At 72.5% G+C, this 14,942-nt stretch carries 12 protein-coding genes; 4 read left to right on the top strand and 8 right to left on the bottom strand.

What is annotated here, in order from left to right:
• Positions 1-65: 65 nt before the first annotated feature.
• The 5 genes from ABZ749_RS13210 to pdhA all read right to left on the bottom strand — a co-directional run bounded on the left by ABZ749_RS13210 (position 66) and on the right by pdhA (position 4,963).
• On the bottom strand, positions 66-635 hold the full coding sequence (locus ABZ749_RS13210; RefSeq protein ID WP_357227096.1) for a hypothetical protein: 570 nt from the start codon (positions 633-635) through the stop codon (positions 66-68).
• Positions 636-978: 343 nt separating this feature from the next.
• Positions 979-1,119 (bottom strand): hypothetical protein, encoded by a 141-nt coding sequence (locus ABZ749_RS13205; RefSeq protein WP_355004647.1) that lies wholly within the window; start codon positions 1,117-1,119, stop codon positions 979-981.
• Between the two features lie 219 nt (positions 1,120-1,338).
• Positions 1,339-2,793 carry a dihydrolipoamide acetyltransferase family protein gene (locus ABZ749_RS13200; RefSeq protein ID WP_357227099.1) on the bottom strand — a complete coding sequence of 485 codons (1,455 nt, stop codon included), beginning with the start codon at positions 2,791-2,793 and terminating at the stop codon, positions 1,339-1,341.
• 5 nt (positions 2,794-2,798) lie between these two features.
• On the bottom strand, positions 2,799-3,788 hold the full coding sequence (locus ABZ749_RS13195) for an alpha-ketoacid dehydrogenase subunit beta (RefSeq protein ID WP_355004649.1): 990 nt from the start codon (positions 3,786-3,788) through the stop codon (positions 2,799-2,801).
• Positions 3,788-4,963 carry a pyruvate dehydrogenase (acetyl-transferring) E1 component subunit alpha gene (gene pdhA / locus ABZ749_RS13190; RefSeq protein ID WP_355004650.1) on the bottom strand — a complete coding sequence of 392 codons (1,176 nt, stop codon included), beginning with the start codon at positions 4,961-4,963 and terminating at the stop codon, positions 3,788-3,790. Before pdhA ends, ABZ749_RS13195 begins: the two co-directional genes overlap by 1 nt.
• A 524-nt stretch (positions 4,964-5,487) precedes the next feature.
• Here pdhA and ABZ749_RS13185 point away from each other — a divergent pair.
• Complete coding sequence (locus tag ABZ749_RS13185; protein ID WP_357227093.1) at positions 5,488-6,384, top strand: hypothetical protein; 897 nt, start codon at positions 5,488-5,490, stop codon at positions 6,382-6,384.
• A gap of 65 nt (positions 6,385-6,449) precedes the next feature.
• Positions 6,450-7,073, top strand: a complete 624-nt coding sequence (locus tag ABZ749_RS13180) for a phosphatase PAP2 family protein (protein ID WP_357227090.1) — start codon at positions 6,450-6,452, stop codon at positions 7,071-7,073.
• A 145-nt stretch (positions 7,074-7,218) separates the two neighbouring features.
• On the opposite strand, the gene ABZ749_RS13175 is transcribed toward ABZ749_RS13180, so the two are convergent.
• The 3 genes from ABZ749_RS13175 to ABZ749_RS13165 are packed head-to-tail and all read right to left on the bottom strand — an operon-like array spanning position 7,219 to position 12,002.
• A complete protein-coding gene (locus tag ABZ749_RS13175) occupies positions 7,219-8,442 on the bottom strand; it encodes a hypothetical protein (RefSeq protein ID WP_357204877.1) in 1,224 nt (407 codons plus the stop codon).
• Between the two features lie 57 nt (positions 8,443-8,499).
• Positions 8,500-10,185: a GTPase gene (locus ABZ749_RS13170; RefSeq protein WP_357227088.1), complete on the bottom strand. Its 1,686-nt coding sequence runs from the start codon at positions 10,183-10,185 to the stop codon at positions 8,500-8,502.
• Complete coding sequence (locus ABZ749_RS13165; protein WP_357227085.1) at positions 10,182-12,002, bottom strand: ABC transporter; 1,821 nt, start codon at positions 12,000-12,002, stop codon at positions 10,182-10,184. The genes ABZ749_RS13170 and ABZ749_RS13165 overlap by 4 nt, the downstream gene beginning before the upstream one ends.
• 220 nt (positions 12,003-12,222) lie before the next feature.
• Between ABZ749_RS13165 and dnaK the strand changes: the two genes are divergently transcribed.
• Positions 12,223-14,091, top strand: a complete 1,869-nt coding sequence (dnaK, locus tag ABZ749_RS13160; protein WP_355004656.1) for a molecular chaperone DnaK — start codon at positions 12,223-12,225, stop codon at positions 14,089-14,091.
• Positions 14,092-14,139: 48 nt separating this feature from the next.
• Positions 14,140-14,895 carry a nucleotide exchange factor GrpE gene (gene grpE / locus ABZ749_RS13155; RefSeq protein WP_355004657.1) on the top strand — a complete coding sequence of 252 codons (756 nt, stop codon included), beginning with the start codon at positions 14,140-14,142 and terminating at the stop codon, positions 14,893-14,895.
• Positions 14,896-14,942: the final 47 nt, after the last annotated feature.

Genomic DNA, 14,942 nt, shown 5'->3' with positions numbered 1-14,942 from the left:
CTCTTCGTGCGATGACCTGCGAAAGCCGAACAATCGCCCGGAAAACACCGCTGCTGTCTCCTGCGTCACAGCAGCCCCTGCCGCCCCGTCGGTGCCCAGCCGCTGGCCGGGTCCTCCTGGGCGGGCCAGGCGGCGGTGGCCGGGGGAACCTGCGCGGCGCCCCGCGCGGCTGGCTGGGCCTGCACCCAGTCCGGCTGCTCAGCGGGGGGGTTCGGGGTCCAGGTCGGTGCGGGTGCGCTCTGCTCGGCGGGCGTCCAGCCCTGCTGCTGCGCGGCCCAGGGTTCGGGCTGCGCCGGGGTCGGCGCGCCGTCGTTGCCGGACCATGCGCCGGGCTGCTGCTGCGGCGGCTCGCTCGCGCCACCACCGGCGGCCCAGGCGGGCTGCGCCGGGTCGTTGGGCTGCGCGGCGGCGGCACCCCAGGCGGGGGCCGGCGGCTGCTCGGGCTGGGTCGCCCAGGCCGGCGCCGACGGGTTCGGTCGCGTCGGGGGCGGGGGTGCCCAGCCCAGGTCGGGGCCGGCGGCGTTCTGGCCGTTGTCCGGCTGCGCCGGGCGGTCGCCGTACGGCGCCGGTCCGCCGGCGCCCGGTGACACCTCGTCCGGCTCCTGGCCGGGTCGGTGCGGGCCCTCGGACGTCATGGGTGCGCCTCCTCCATCACATGTCGGCTCGCCGGTGCCGATCGGTCTCCTCGGCGTGGCTGCCGGCGTCACCGGCGTACCGCTGTGCCGGCTCCCCGCACGGTATCGGGTGGTGGCACGAACCGTCCAAGGAGCACTGCTCGTCACTCACCGTGGCCGGTTGATGTCGAGCAGTTCCTGTCGGCTCGGCCTCTGCCGGGTCGGCGGGCGACGACCGAAGCCCACCGTACCGGGCGCTGCGGCAGGGCGGAATCCCGGTGGTGGTGGTTGGGAAACGCCGATGGCCCACCCGGTGAGCCGGGTGGGCCATCGATCTGGAGGAGGTGAGGAATGTGGTGGAGCGTCAGCTCATGTGACGCTGGGCGATGACGAGGATTTCCTCGCGAACCGCCGGCGAGTTCGCCGAGCGCAGCGCGTGCTCGATGGCACGGGCGCGGCGGGTCGCGTCGCGGTGGTTGCGGATTCGCTCGATCATGCTGCTCATTGGTGGGTCCCCCTAGCTATTCGGTTGTCAGCCCCTGATGCCTCTATTCAACAGCAGGAGCCGGCGAAATTCCATCGATTATTAGGTGAGCTGAGACACCTGCCTAACAATCAAAGGTCAACAGGCCGCTTGGCCGACGGTTCCTTCGTTCAACGGACACGGCCGGTGTGCCGGGCGTTAACCCGTGGCACACCGGCCGTGGCTGGCGTTCTGAAACGATCAGGTCCAGGCGAGCAGCGCCGCCTCCGGATCCGTGAGGAAGTCGCCGACGTCCCGCAGGAACTTCGAGCCCAGCTCACCGTCGATGATCCGGTGGTCGAAGCTCAGCCCCAGCGTGGTGACCTGGCGAACCTTGACCTTGCCCTTGTGCACCCAGGGCATCTCCCGCACCGCGCCGAAGGCCAGGATCGCGGACTCACCCGGCGGCAGGATCGGTGTGCCGGTGTCCACCCCGAACACGCCGACGTTGGTGATGGTCAGGGTGCCGCCGGACATGGCCGCGGGCGAGGTGCGGCCGGACTTCGCCGTCTGCACCAGGTCGGTCAGCGCGTCCGCCAACTCCCGCAGCGAGAGGCGGCCGGCGTCCTTGACGTTCGGCACGATCAGACCGCGCTCGGTGGCCGCCGCGATGCCGAGGTTGACGTACTCCTTGACCACGATCTCGTCGCCCGCCCAGGTCGAGTTGACCATCGGGTGCCGTTGCACCGCCAGCAGCACCGCCTTCGCCACCAGCAGCAGCGGCGAGACCCGTACGTCGCGCCACTCCCGCCGGCCGCGCAGCCGGTCCAGTGCCTTCATCGCCCGGGTCACGTCGACGGTCAGGAACTCCGTCACGTGCGGGGCGGTGAACGCCGAGCGGGACATGTTCTCGGCGGTCAGCTTGCGGACGCCCTTGACCGGGATGCGCTGCTCCCGGTCCGCGCCGAAGCTGGGCGCTGCCGTCGCCGCGATCGGCTCGGCAACCACGACGCTCGCGCCGCTCGCCGCCTGCTGCACGTCCTCCCGGGTGATCGAGCCGAGCGGCCCCGACCCGGTCAACGTGGCGAGGTCGACCCCGAGATCCTTGGCGAGCTTGCGCACCGGCGGCTTGGCCAGTACGGCTCCCCCGCTCACCCCGCCGCGTCGATCATGGACTTGTGGTGCCGGAATCGTGGGAGTCGGGGTCGGTTTGTCACCCACCACAACTCCATGATCGACCCCAGAAGGGGCGGCGCCCTTGCGGGGGCGGCGCTTCGCGGCGGTGGTACGCGGCCCGTAACCGACGAGCACCGCCGTCCGCCCACCCGGGGCGGCACCGCCGATCAGACCGGGTTCGATCATGCCCTCGGCCGGTGCCACCTCCACCGCCGCCAGCGAGGCCGCCGACGGGGTGGGCAGGTCACCGCTGGGCGTGGCAGTGGTCGACAGCGCCTCCAGCGGCCCGGCACCCGGGTCGGTGTCGATCGCGATGATCGGCGTACCGACCTCGACCGTGGTGCCCTCCGGGTGGTGGATCGCCTGGACCTGGCCGGCCCACTTCGCCGGGATCTCCACGGCCGCCTTCGCCGTCTCCACCTCGACGATCGGCTGGTTCAGCTCGATGGTGTCGCCGACCTTGACCAGCCAGGCCAGGATCTCGCCCTCGGTCAGCCCCTCGCCCAGGTCGGGCAGGTTGAACGTCTTGATCCGGGACATGTCGCTCACCAGCCGAAGGTGCGGTCGACGGCGTCGAGCACACGATCGAGGTCGGGCAGGTACTCCTCCTCCACCCGGGCGGCCGGGTAGGGGGTGTCGAAGCCGGTCACCCGCAGCACGGGCGACTCCAGGGAGTAGAAGCACTCCTCGGTGATCCGGGCGGCCAACTCGGCGCCGAGGCCGATGTTGGACGGCGCCTCGTGCACCACGACCACACGGCCGGTGCGCTTCACCGACTCGTACGCCGCGGTCAGATCCAGCGGCGAGAGCGAGCGCAGGTCGATGACCTCCAGCTCCCGGCCGTCCTCGGCGGCGGCGGTCGCCGCCTCCAGGCAGGTCCGCACCATCGGACCGTAGGCCAGCACGGTGACGTCGGTGCCGGGCCGCACGACCCGGGCCGAGTGCAGGGGGTACGCGTCGGACAGCGGCGCGTCCAGGTCGACCTGGCCCTTCTCCCAGTAGCGCCGCTTGGGCTCCAGGAAGACGATCGGGTCGTCCGAGGCGATTGCCTGCTGGATCATCACGTACGCGTCCTGCGGGTTGGAGCAGGTCACCACCTTCAGGCCGGCGGTGTGCGCGAAGTACGCCTCCGGCGACTCGGAGTGGTGCTCGACCGCGCCGATGCCGCCGCCGAACGGGATCCGGATCACCATGGGGATGCTGAGCTTGCCGCCCGAGCGGTAGTGCATCTTCGCCACCTGCGACACGATCTGGTCGTACGCGGGGTAGACGAAGCCGTCGAACTGGATCTCGCAGACCGGCCGGTAGCCGCGGATGGCCAGACCGACAGCGGTGCCGATGATGCCGGACTCGGCCAACGGGGTGTCGATCACCCGCTGGTCGCCGAAGTCCTTCTGCAGACCGTCGGTGATCCGGAAGACGCCGCCGAGCTTGCCGACGTCCTCGCCCATGATGATGACCTTGGGGTCGTTCTCCAGGGCGCGGCGCAGACCGGTGTTGAGGGCCTTTCCGATGGTGAGCGTCTCCGTGGCCATCAGTGGGCGCTCCCCTCGAACGACTCCATGTAGCGGCTGAACTTCGCGCGCTGCTCGTCGAGCAGCGGAGACCCGTTGGGGTAGACGTTGTCGAACATCGTCACCGGTTCCGGGTTCGGCATCTCGAGCACCCGCTCACGCAGGTGCACCGACTCGCGGCGGGCCTGCTCGTCGACCTCGGCGAAGAAGCCCGCGTCGGCGATCTGCTGCTTCTCCAGGAAGGCCTTGACCCGGGCGATCGGGTCCTTGGCCTGCCACGCCTCGACCTCGCTGGCGATCCGGTAGCGGGTCGGGTCGTCGGAGGTGGTGTGCGCGCCCATCCGGTAGGTGTACGCCTCGATCAGGCTCGGGCCCTGCCCGAGGCGGGCGTTGTCCAGCGCGGTGCGGGTGACCGCGTACGTGGCGAGCACGTCGTTGCCGTCCACCCGTACGCCGGGGAAGCCGAAGCCGGCGGCCCGCTGGTAGAGGGGGACGCGGGTCTGCCGCTCCAGCGGCTCGGAGATCGCGTACTGGTTGTTCTGGCAGAAGAAGACCAGCGGCGCGTTGAACACGCTGGCCCAGACGAATGCCTCGTTCACGTCGCCCTGGCTGGTGGCGCCGTCACCGAAGTAGGCGATCGCCGCCTCGCCGTCGTCGGTGCCGGTCTTGCCGTCGATGGTGATGCCCATCGCGTAGCCGGTCGCGTGCAGGGTCTGCGCCCCGATGACGATCGTGTACATGTTGAACTTGAACTCGTTCGGGTCCCAGCCGCCCTGGTCGACGCCGCGGAACAGGCCGAGCGGCATGATCGGGTCGATGCCCCGGCAGTAGAGGACGCCGTGCTCCCGGTAGGTCGGGAAGGCCATGTCCTGGGTACGCAGCGCCCGCCCGGAGCCGACCTGGGCGGCTTCCTGGCCGAGCAGGCTTGCCCACAGGCCCAGCTCGCCCTGACGCTGGAGAGCGGTCGCCTCGGCGTCCAGCTTCCGGACCAGCACCAGGTCGCGGTAGAGACCGCGGTATTCCTCGTCGGTGAAGTCGACGCGGTACTCGGTGCCGTCCGGCCCGATGGCGCTGTCGATCCGCTCGCCTTCGGGGGTGAGTAGCTGCACCAGCGCGGGGTCGCCGGCCGCGCCCTTCCTGGAGCGGGGTGCAGCCCGCCTGCTGCGGGTGGTGCCCCCGGGGTCGCCCTTTGCCATCGGTGTCTCCCTGTCGTGTCTGCGTCGGCACCGGGGGGTCACCCGGCCGCGCAACTCGTGCGCCTGCCCGGCTGCTGCCGGGCCGGTTCCTGGCGGCCGCGCCTAGCCCCGGTGGGGGTTGCCGCACGGCGTGATCCGGGGTCTGGCCGAACCCGGATCGGGAGCGCCGGCGCTCAACCGCGCCTGCCGCGAGGGTGCGCGGAGGTCACGGCTGCGTTGCCGTCGTGCTCCATATTCGCAGAGCAGGTGAGCGCGCCCACAGTACGCCTGCCTCCGCAATCCGACTGCCCATGCTTTGACGCCGTTTGTCGCCATCATGCCGGCCGGCGTTTTCGATGCGTTGCGGCACGATTCGTCACCGTTCGGGCAGCACTGCGTGTCGACACGCGGTGGAGGTTGGCTGACTCAGGGTGACTGCGCCAGGCTGGTTCCCGCAGGATCGCGCCTATCGGGCTATTTGTCGGGTTTTACCCTACGGCGGCGTCCATTCATGTCCTCCCACGGCCGACGACTAGGGGTGTGCGGTGTACGAGCCAGGTGACGGTCCCGGCACACCAGCGCTCGGTCGGCACCGGTCGGCTGGCGGCTATCGCCGGGTGGTCGGTGTCCACCGGGCCCCCGGCGCCGGTGGCGCCTCCCGCGGTTACCTGCTCACCGTCGCGCTGCTGGCCGGCACGGCGTCGATGCCCATCCTCGCCGCGATCAGCGCGGGCTCGGCCACCCCGGGCAGCAGCGCCCTACCGGACAGCAGCATCCCGTTCATGCCGACCCCGTCCGTCGGGCCGGTGGTGATCCCCATGCCGATGACCAGCCAACCGGCGCTTCCCCCGCTCGGCACACCCAGCGTCGGCCCGACCAGCGGCTGGCTGCCGGCCGCGCCGTCGCACGCGCGGGGAGGGCCCGCCGCTGCCGATCCCGGGCCCACCCGGTGGACGACCGCCCCGCCGGTGGCACCGAGACCCACGCGCAGCAGCTCGCCGCCGGTACCCCCGCCCGTCGCTCCGCCACCGCCGACCAACCCGGACCCGACCGACCCGCCGGATGCGACCGATCCGCCGGACCCGACCGATCCGCCGGACCCGACCGACTCGCCGGGCCCGGAACCGACCGAACCGGAGCCCACCGACTCGGCGGACCCGGACCCGACCGACTCGGCGGACCCTTCCAGTTCGGCCGATCCTGATCCGACCCCGACCCTGACGGTGGACCCGACGCCCACGCCGACCGACGGCGCGACAGCGACCGCCGTGCCGACCAGCACCCGGTCCGTCCCGGCCCCCACACCCACGCCGCCCGCGGTACCGACCCGCCGACCCGGCCCGGTGATCCCGTCGCCGTCGGCCGTCGCCCCGACGCCCAGCGTCAGCCCGGCGCCACTGGCCGGACCGACACACCCTGCGGTCTCGCCGACGGTACGGTGACGATCAGGCGCGACCCGTCCGGCGACGGCGGCGCTCGGCGGTAGGCGCGTACCGGAGGGGGTGGCGTGGGCGGCGGTGCGGAACCCCGCCCGGTCACCACCCGGCCCGGCCCGGGGCTGCGGATCGCCCGGCTGGTCACCGAGGTGACCGCCCCGGCGGTACTCGTGTCGCTGCTGATCATCACGGTGAGCTGGCGCAGCGCCAGCCGCCCCGGTCAGGGCCTCGTCTGGGGTCTGCTCGCCACTCTCTTCGTCACCGGCATTCCGTTCGCCTACATCGTCGGCGGGGTACGCCGGGGCCGGCTCACCGACCACCACGTCGGCCGCCGGGAGCAGCGCCGGGCCCCGCTGCTGGTCGGCCTCGGTTCGGTCGCGGCAGGGCTCGCCCTGCTCGCCGTGCTCGGTGCGCCCCGCCCGGTGCTGGCCCTGGCGGTGTCCGGCCTCGTCGGCCTCGTCGTCGCCGTATCGGTCAGCCACTGGTGGAAGATGTCGATCCACTCGGCGGTGGCCGCCGGCACGCTGGTCATCCTGATGCTCACCTTCGGGACCCGGCTGGTCGTCGCCGCACCGCTGCTGGCGGTGGTCGGCTGGTCCCGGGTACGGCTGAAAGACCACACCCTGGCACAGGTGCTGGCCGGAGGTGCGCTCGGCGCCCTGATCGCCGCGGTGATCTTCGGTTCGATGCGCTAGCCCGACCCGAAACCTGCGGCGCAGCCCGGGCCCCGGACCCGCTGCGCTGGCTCGACCCACGGCGGGCTGCGCTGGCCGGGCCCCGGAGGGCGATGCCGGCCGGGCCGAGGGCGGGCGGCGCGTAGCCGCCCACCCTCAGACGCCGTCAGGCGCCGTCGTCGGCGAGGCGGTGGCGGTTCGCCTCGATCCACGCGTCCAGCGCGGCCGGGTCGTCCGGGTCCACCCCGTCGGCCATCAGCTGCGCCACCGCGGCGGTGGCCGCGCTGCGCCGCTCACCGGTCGAGTAGAGGCGGGCGAACTCCGGCACCATCTCCTCGATCGCCTCGTCGGTGCGTGTCGTCGCCGCCTCGGGCAGCCCGCGCTGGCGCGACGCGTACCGCGCCCAGGCCCGCAGCACCCGGGGGAGCATCGCCGCGTCGTCCATGTCCAGCACGGCCCGGCGGTGCACCCAGTCCAGCAGGAAGAGCCCGGACACCGCCGGACTCCAGCGCATCGGATCGGCGTCCGGGAAGCTCGCCGAGTGGTCCAGCAGCAGGCTCAGGCAGAAGTGCAGCGAGGCCAACTCCGGGCCGTCGACGGCGTCCAGCCCGAAGCGGGCGGCCTCCGGCGCGGCGAGGAACCGCCGGACCAGGTCGGTGCGCTCGGCTGCGGAGAGCGGCTCGACCTCCGCCGGACCGGTCGGGTCGGCCGCGGTGGGCAGCATCGCCAACCGGGCCCCGACCAACGCCCGGTCGGTGGCGAGCGACCCTTCGCCGGGCAACTCGCCCAGGTCGTCGGTGACCGCCAGATGGCGAGCCACCTCGCCCCGGAACCGGGCTGGATCTTCGGTACGGAACCAGGTCAGCTCGTCGTCGGCGCACATCTGCCGGACCTGGTCCAGGATCCGTTCGGCCGGACCGCCCACGAAGATGTCCTTGGTGATCCCGATGTTGTGGTCCACCAGGGCCACCAGCGCGTGCTCCGAGCCGCCGGACTCGTCGTCGTAGGCGAAGGTCGCGAGGTAGGAGGTCTGGTCGCCGTACACGTCGCCGTACGCCCAGGTGCCGGTGAGGTGCACCCGGCCGAGCTGGGCCGTCCAGGTGGGCGCCTGGCTGCCCGGGCGCACCCGGTCGGCGCCCTCGGCGGTCGGAACGAGGGTGGCGAAGACCTGCCGGATGGTGGTCGCCGCCGCGACCCTGCGGCGGGCGGTGGCGGCGAGAAAGCCGGTGACGAACTCCCGTACGGCGGCGTCGCGGTCGGTCTCCGCGATGGCGTAGACACTGCCCAGCAGGGCGCTGCCGAGCATCTCGGCGTCGAGGGCGGACTCCAGCTTGGTCACGTCGCGTGCGGCGTGCAGCACCGCGTCGTAGGGGGTCTGAGGCGTGGCCATGCTCCGACCCTACGCCGCCCGGGGCGTACGCAGAGCGGTAGCGAGCCGTGCGGAGCGTCAGCGGCGTCCGGCGTCCCGCAGCGCGTCGCGTGCCTGGGCGTACGAGCCGAGCACGGTCCGTACCGGTGTCAGTACGTACTCGTCGCCCACCTGGGCGACCCGCGCCGTCAGCCGCTGGTCGGCGCGGGCCCGGGCGCGCCGGGCGGCCAGGCGCACCACCGGCCGGGTCAGCGCCGCCACCAGCAGCCCGGCCAGCAGGCCGCCGAGCAGCAGGACGGTCGGCAGCGGCACCTGGCCGATCATCGGGTTGTCCAGCGCGGGCAGGCCGAGTGCCCGCAGCGCGTAGCCGAGCACCAACCAGCCCAGCCCGACCACGGCGGCGAGGGTGACCAACCACTGCACACCGCCGACGAGCCGCCACCACAGCGGGCGACGGTCGAGGCCGAGGTCGGTGCCGGCGATCGTGCGATCCAGTGCGTCCGGCAGGTCGCCGAGGCGGGACCGGGCGGCGGTGGTCACCGCGCCGGGCCAGGCCGCTGGCAGGTCGGCGGCGGCCCGGTCGGCCACCGCGCGGATGGCGAGACCGAGCGCCGAGCGCTGGGCGGCCGTCGGGTCCGGTACCGAGGTGGCCGCCACCAGGCTCTCCGCCGGGTCGGCCTGGTCACCGCTCGGGCCCGGCAGGTGCAGCCGACGCAGCGGGTCGGGCCGCAACCGCCGCCAGCCCCGGACCACGGGCCAGCCGGTGGCCGCGCCGGCCCGGTGCCGGTACGCCCGCTCCACGGCCTCGGTCACCGCCGGCACCCCGGCGGCCCCGGCCAGAGCACGGTTCAGCCCGTTGACGGAGGTGTCGTCCGGCCCGCCCGCCGGCCGGGCCGAACCGACCAGCTCGTCCAGGCCGGCGACGACCGTGTCGACGTCACCCGCGAGCCGGCGCAACGCGGCCTGCCGCTCGGCGACCGTGCGCTCCAGCGCGTTGCGCAGTCCGACCATTCCGGCCGGATCGATGGCGGTGGTGGCAAGCAGGGGCACCCCGGTCAGCCCGTCCGTGTCGAGCAGTCGACGCAGGTCGTCCAGGACCCGGGGCACCTCGGCCGGGGGCAGCCGGTCGGCCTGGTTGAGCACGACCAGGGTGACGTCCCGGTGCCGGTGGAACTCGCGCAGGTAGCTGTCGTGGATGACCCGGTCGGCGTACTTCTGTGGGTCGACGACCCAGACCACCTGGTCGACAAGGCCGAGGAGTCGGTCCACCTCGAGCCGGTGCGATCGCTGCACCGAATCGAAGTCGGGCAGGTCGAGCAGGATCAGCCCGTGCAGGGCCGTCTCGTCGTCCGCGTCCAGGGCGCTCTCCCGGACGAAGCGGTGTCGGGGCAGTACGCCGATCCAGTCGAGCAGATGGTTGGCGCCCTCCAGCGGCCCCCACACGCAGGCGTGGGTGACGCCGGTGGTCGGCCGGCGCACCCCGACCGGCGAGAGTTCCAGTTGGGCCAACGCGTTGAAGAGGCTGGACTTGCCGCTGCCCGTGGCACCGGCCAGGGCGACCACAGTGTGGTCCCGGGACAGCGCGAGCCGGGTGCCGGCCCGCTCGACAAGGGTGTGCGCGGGCACCAGGTCGGCGTCCGGCAGCAGACCGTCCACGGCGGTCAGGAACCGGCGTACCGCGTCCAGGCGGGCGATCAGCGCGTCGGCGTCGACCCGCTGGTCCCCGCGGAACACCTCGCGTACCCGGCCGGCGATGTTGCTCACCGGGAGCCCTCCTCGTCGGCGGCGGACAGGCCGCTGCGGTGCCGGGCCAGCTCGACCCGGCCGGCGGCCCTCCGCAGCCCGTCGCCGGCGTCCGCGGCGGGGCGGGCGTCGGCGGTGCGGCTCAGGAAACGGTCGGCCTCCTCGTCGAGCAGCGTCCGCACCCGGCCCAGCAGGTCGGTGCGGGCCTTTGCGGCGAGGGTACGCACCGCCTGGTCGCCGAAGATCGCCTGGAGGACGGCCTGCGCGGCGACAGTGGTGCCGGCACCGGTGGCCAGTTCCAGCCCGGTCGGGATGAACGCGGTGGAGGCGAAGACGGCGATCATCACGGCCAGCCCGGTGGCATTCACCGCGTACGCGGCGGTGCGGGCCACGAACCGCTTGTCACCGCCCTCGACCCGGACCAGTTCCAGCACTCCGCGCTGCCAGTCCCGGACCATGCGCTCGGCGCGTTCGGGTAGGTCGTCGCTCGGGTGGGCGAGCGCCGGGTCGAGCAGCCCGGCGCCGGCCGGGTGTGCCTTCCACCCGGTGTACGCGGACTCGGCGGCCTCCGAGGCCACCCCGCGCAGCAGCGTCACCAGTTGGGACTCGATGGCGTTGCGCAGCTCGACGGCGGGCGCCGGCCGACCGGTGACGGCGGCCACGACCCGGTCCCGGAGGCGGCCGATCCGTGCCTCCAGCGTGCGGAACAGCTCGCCGGTGCCGACGAACTCCTGCCAGCGGGCGAGCACCTCACCCCGGAGCAGCCGGCCGTCCTGGAGCCCTTGCTCGACAGTGCGCTCGGCACCCCGGTACGCGGCCCGGACCCGTTCGTCCAGCCCGTCGGCGGCGGCGAGCTGCTCGTCGGCGGCGTCGGCCAGATCCTCCACGGCGGGGTGGAGTGCGGCCAGCGCCCCGTCGAGGGTCTGGCGGACCACCGCCGCCCGCGCGTCCACGTCGGCGGCCAACCGGGCGAACCAGTCGGCAAGGGGGGCGGTGACCCCCTCGGGGAGTAGCCCCTGACCGTCGACCCAGGTTTCGGGCAGCACGAACAGCGGCGCCCGGCCGAGATCCTGCTCGGCGAGCATCTCGGTCAGGTGCGCGGCGATCTCGTCGGTGGCCTCGGCGGGCACCCGGTCCAGCACCATGGCGATCACGGCGCCGCGCGCCCGGGCGCTGCGCAGCAGCTCCCAGGGCACCGCATCCGCGTACCGGGCGGCGGTGGTGACGAAGAGCCACAGGTCGGCGGCGGCCAGCAGTTGGGTGGCGAGTGCCCGGTTGGCGTCGACGACCGAGTCGATGTCGGGCGCGTCGAGGAAGGCCAGCCCGGCGGGCAGGGCCGGGGCGGTGACGAGGTGCAGGGCGCGCGGATCGTCGCTCGGCTCGGTGGTGCGGGTCAGACCGGGCAGGAGCTCTCCCTGCCGAAACCAGGCCGCGTCGGACGGGTTGCAGACCAGCACCGGGGAGCGGGTGGTCGGCCGGAGCACGCCGGCGGCGCTGACCCGGGCCTTGACCAGGCTGTTGACCAGGGTCGACTTACCCGCGCCGGTGGAGCCGCCGACCACCACGAGCAGTGGGGCGTCCAGCCGGGCGAGCCGGGGCAGCAGGTAGTCGTCGAGTTGGTCGGTGAGTGCGGTGGCGGTGTGCCGGGCGGGGCCGGCGGTGGGCAGCGCGAGGGGATAGCGGGTCGCGCCGATCGCCTCCCGGAGGCCCGACAGTGCGCCGGGGAGGCTGTCGTCCCCGGTGGTGGCGGGGGGCTCCTCCGCGGCGGCCGGCGGGTCGGTGCGGGCTGCGACGGCGGGCGCACCGGAAAGGGTGGCGGGATCGCCGTGCGTCGTCACCGCTAAAGCGTGCCCGACCGATGCAAGGGAAGACAACCGGACGGTAATAACGGCTGGGTTGCGTCGGGTTGACTCAAGTCACCTTGACGATTGGCCAACGCGTGGCACTATTGAGTCAAGTTCACTCAACTTGTGGTGGGGCCCGCTGCGGGCGGTGCTCGCCAGCAGCCCACGGGCGATGCCCGTCACCTGCACAACCTTACGAAGCGAGGAAGCGAAGATGGCACGTGCGGTCGGTATCGACCTCGGCACGACGAACTCCTGCGTCAGCGTTCTCGAGGGCGGTGAGCCCACCGTCATCGCCAACGCTGAGGGTTCGCGGACGACTCCTTCGATCGTCGCGTTCGCCCGTAACGGCGAGGTGCTCGTCGGTGAGGTCGCCAAGCGCCAAGCGGTGACCAACCCGGACCGGACGATCCGGTCGGTCAAGCGCGAGGTCGGCACGAACTGGTCCGTCGACATCGACGGCAAGAAGTACACCCCGCAGGAGATCTCGGCCCGGACGCTGATGAAGCTCAAGCGGGACGCCGAGGCGTACCTGGGCGAGCAGATCACCGACGCGGTGATCACCGTTCCGGCCTACTTCAACGACAGCCAGCGCCAGGCGACGAAGGAGGCCGGTGAGATCGCCGGCTTCAACGTGCTGCGGATCGTCAACGAGCCGACGGCCGCCGCCCTGGCATACGGGCTGGACAAGGGCTCCAAGGAGCAGACCGTCCTGGTCTTCGACCTCGGAGGCGGCACCTTCGACGTGTCGCTGCTGGAGCTGGCCGAGGGCGTCGTCGAGGTCAAGTCGACGAGCGGTGACAACCAGCTCGGTGGCGACGACTGGGACCAGCGGATCATCGACCACCTGGTCAAGACGTTCCGTGGTGAGCACGGCATCGACCTCTCGCAGGACAAGATGGCCCTCCAGCGGCTCCGCGAGGCGGCCGAGAAGGCCAAGATCGAGCTGTCCGCCGCCACCACCACCAACATCAACCTGCCGTACATCACCGCCGGCGCGGCCGGCCCGCTGCACCTCGACGTGACGCTGAGCCGTGCCGAGTTCCAGCGGATGACGCAGGACCTGCTGGACCGCTGCAAGGGCCCGTTCGAGCAGGCCGTGAAGGACGCCGGGATCAAGATCTCCGACGTCGAGCACGTCATCCTGGTCGGTGGTTCGACCCGGATGCCCGCCGTGACCGACCTGGTCAAGCAGCTCACCGGCCGTGACCCCAACAAGGGCGTCAACCCGGACGAGGTGGTCGCCGTCGGCGCCGCCCTCCAGGCCGGCGTGCTCAAGGGTGAGGTCAAGGACGTCCTGCTGCTCGACGTGACCCCGCTGAGCCTGGGCATCGAGACCAAGGGCGGCATCTTCACCAAGCTGATCGAGCGCAACACCACCATCCCGACCAAGCGTTCCGAGGTCTTCACCACGGCCGACGACAACCAGCCGTCGGTGCTGATCCAGGTGTTCCAGGGTGAGCGGGAGATCGCGGCGTACAACAAGAAGCTCGGCACCTTCGAGCTGACCGGCCTTCCGCCGGCGCCGCGCGGCGTGCCGCAGATCGAGGTCGCGTTCGACATCGACGCCAACGGCATCGTCAACGTGCACGCCAAGGACCTGGGCACCGGCAAGGAACAGAAGATGACGATCACCGGCGGCTCCTCGCTGCCGAAGGACGACATCGAGCGGATGCGCCGGGACGCCGAGGAGCACGCGGAGGAGGACAAGCGTCGCCGCGACGACGCCGAGACCCGCAACGTGGCCGAGGCGCTCCAGTGGCAGACCGAGAAGTTCCTCGCCGAGAGCGGCGACAAGCTGCCCGCTGAGAACCGCGAGCAGCTCAACGAGGCGCTCGGCGAGCTGCGTGGCGCCCTCGGCGGTCAGGACATCGAGAAGATCAAGTCGGCGCACGAGAAGCTGGCTCAGGTCTCCCAGCAAGCCGGTTCGCTGCTCTACTCGTCTCAGGCCGAGCAGGGTCAGCAGCCGGGTGGCGAGCCTGGCCCGGGCGCGACCGGCGCGACGGGTGCGACCGGCCCGCAGGCCGGCGGTGCCGACGACGTGGTCGACGCGGAAATCGTGGACGAGGACGGCAAGAAGTGACCGTCGGCCTCCGACACGTTTCCACCGCGAAGGGGATGAGGTAGCCGCATGACGCAGAAGCCACGAGCCGCCGACCCGGGCGACACCGGGTCGACGCCGGGTGGCTCCGCGACCACGGAGCCGACCGGCGACGGGGAGCGGGTCGTCATCCGTAACAACCGTAAGCTCGTCGACACCGCCGAGCCGGAGGGGACCGCCGCGGACGCGGAGACCGGTGTGCCGGCCGAGGGTCTGGTCGAGGACGCCGAGGTCGTGGTCGATGAGATCGAGGTCGAGGTCAACTCCACCGACGGGCCGGAGCCGTCCGGTCCGGCGGTGGTGGACGCCCCGGCGCAGCCGGTGGACGGTGGCCGCGCGGGCACCTCGCTCGGCGCCGAGCTGGAGGCACTACGGGCCGAGCTGGACGAGCGGACCAGGGATCTCCAGCGGGTGTCGGCGGAGTACGCCAACTACCGCAAGCGGGTCGACCGGGACCGCAGCCTCGTGCAGGAGCAGGCGACCGGCTCGGTGCTGGCCGCGCTGCTGCCGATCCTGGACGACCTGGACCGGGCCCGGGAACACGGCGACCTGGTCGGGCCGTTCGGCACGGTGGCGGAACAGCTCACCACCGCGCTGGGCAAGTTCGGTCTGAACGCCTTCGGCGAGCAGGGCGACCCGTTCGATCCGACCCGGCACGAGGCGGTCGCGCACCAGACGTCGGCCGACGTCAGCGAGCCGACCTGCGTACAGGTCATGCGACGCGGCTACCAGCTCGGTGAGCGGCTGCTGCGCCCCGCGCTGGTCGCGGTCGCGGATCCGGAATAGTGCCAGACAGTGAGCAGGCCGTCCCGCCCACCGCCCAGCGGTGGGCG

Origin of the sequence: Micromonospora sp. NPDC047753 (assembly GCF_040642735.1) — a bacterium.
GTDB lineage: Bacteria > Actinomycetota > Actinomycetes > Mycobacteriales > Micromonosporaceae > Micromonospora.
The sequence above is the reverse complement of the archived record's forward strand: the minus strand, read 5'-3'. Positions and strand labels throughout refer to the sequence as shown.

What these genes read in the sequence shown, in the direction of transcription:
- ABZ749_RS13210 (WP_357227096.1), bottom strand. Translation starts at nt 635, where the DNA reads ATGACGTCCGAGGGCCCGCACCGACCCGGCCAGGAGCCGGACGAGGTG.
- ABZ749_RS13205 (WP_355004647.1), bottom strand. Translation starts at nt 1,119, where the DNA reads ATGAGCAGCATGATCGAGCGAATCCGCAACCACCGCGACGCGACCCGC.
- ABZ749_RS13200 (WP_357227099.1), bottom strand. Translation starts at nt 2,793, where the DNA reads ATGTCCCGGATCAAGACGTTCAACCTGCCCGACCTGGGCGAGGGGCTG.
- ABZ749_RS13195 (WP_355004649.1), bottom strand. Translation starts at nt 3,788, where the DNA reads ATGGCCACGGAGACGCTCACCATCGGAAAGGCCCTCAACACCGGTCTG.
- pdhA (WP_355004650.1), bottom strand. Translation starts at nt 4,963, where the DNA reads ATGGCAAAGGGCGACCCCGGGGGCACCACCCGCAGCAGGCGGGCTGCA.
- ABZ749_RS13175 (WP_357204877.1), bottom strand. Translation starts at nt 8,442, where the DNA reads ATGGCCACGCCTCAGACCCCCTACGACGCGGTGCTGCACGCCGCACGC.
- dnaK (WP_355004656.1), top strand. Translation starts at nt 12,223, where the DNA reads ATGGCACGTGCGGTCGGTATCGACCTCGGCACGACGAACTCCTGCGTC.
- grpE (WP_355004657.1), top strand. Translation starts at nt 14,140, where the DNA reads ATGACGCAGAAGCCACGAGCCGCCGACCCGGGCGACACCGGGTCGACG.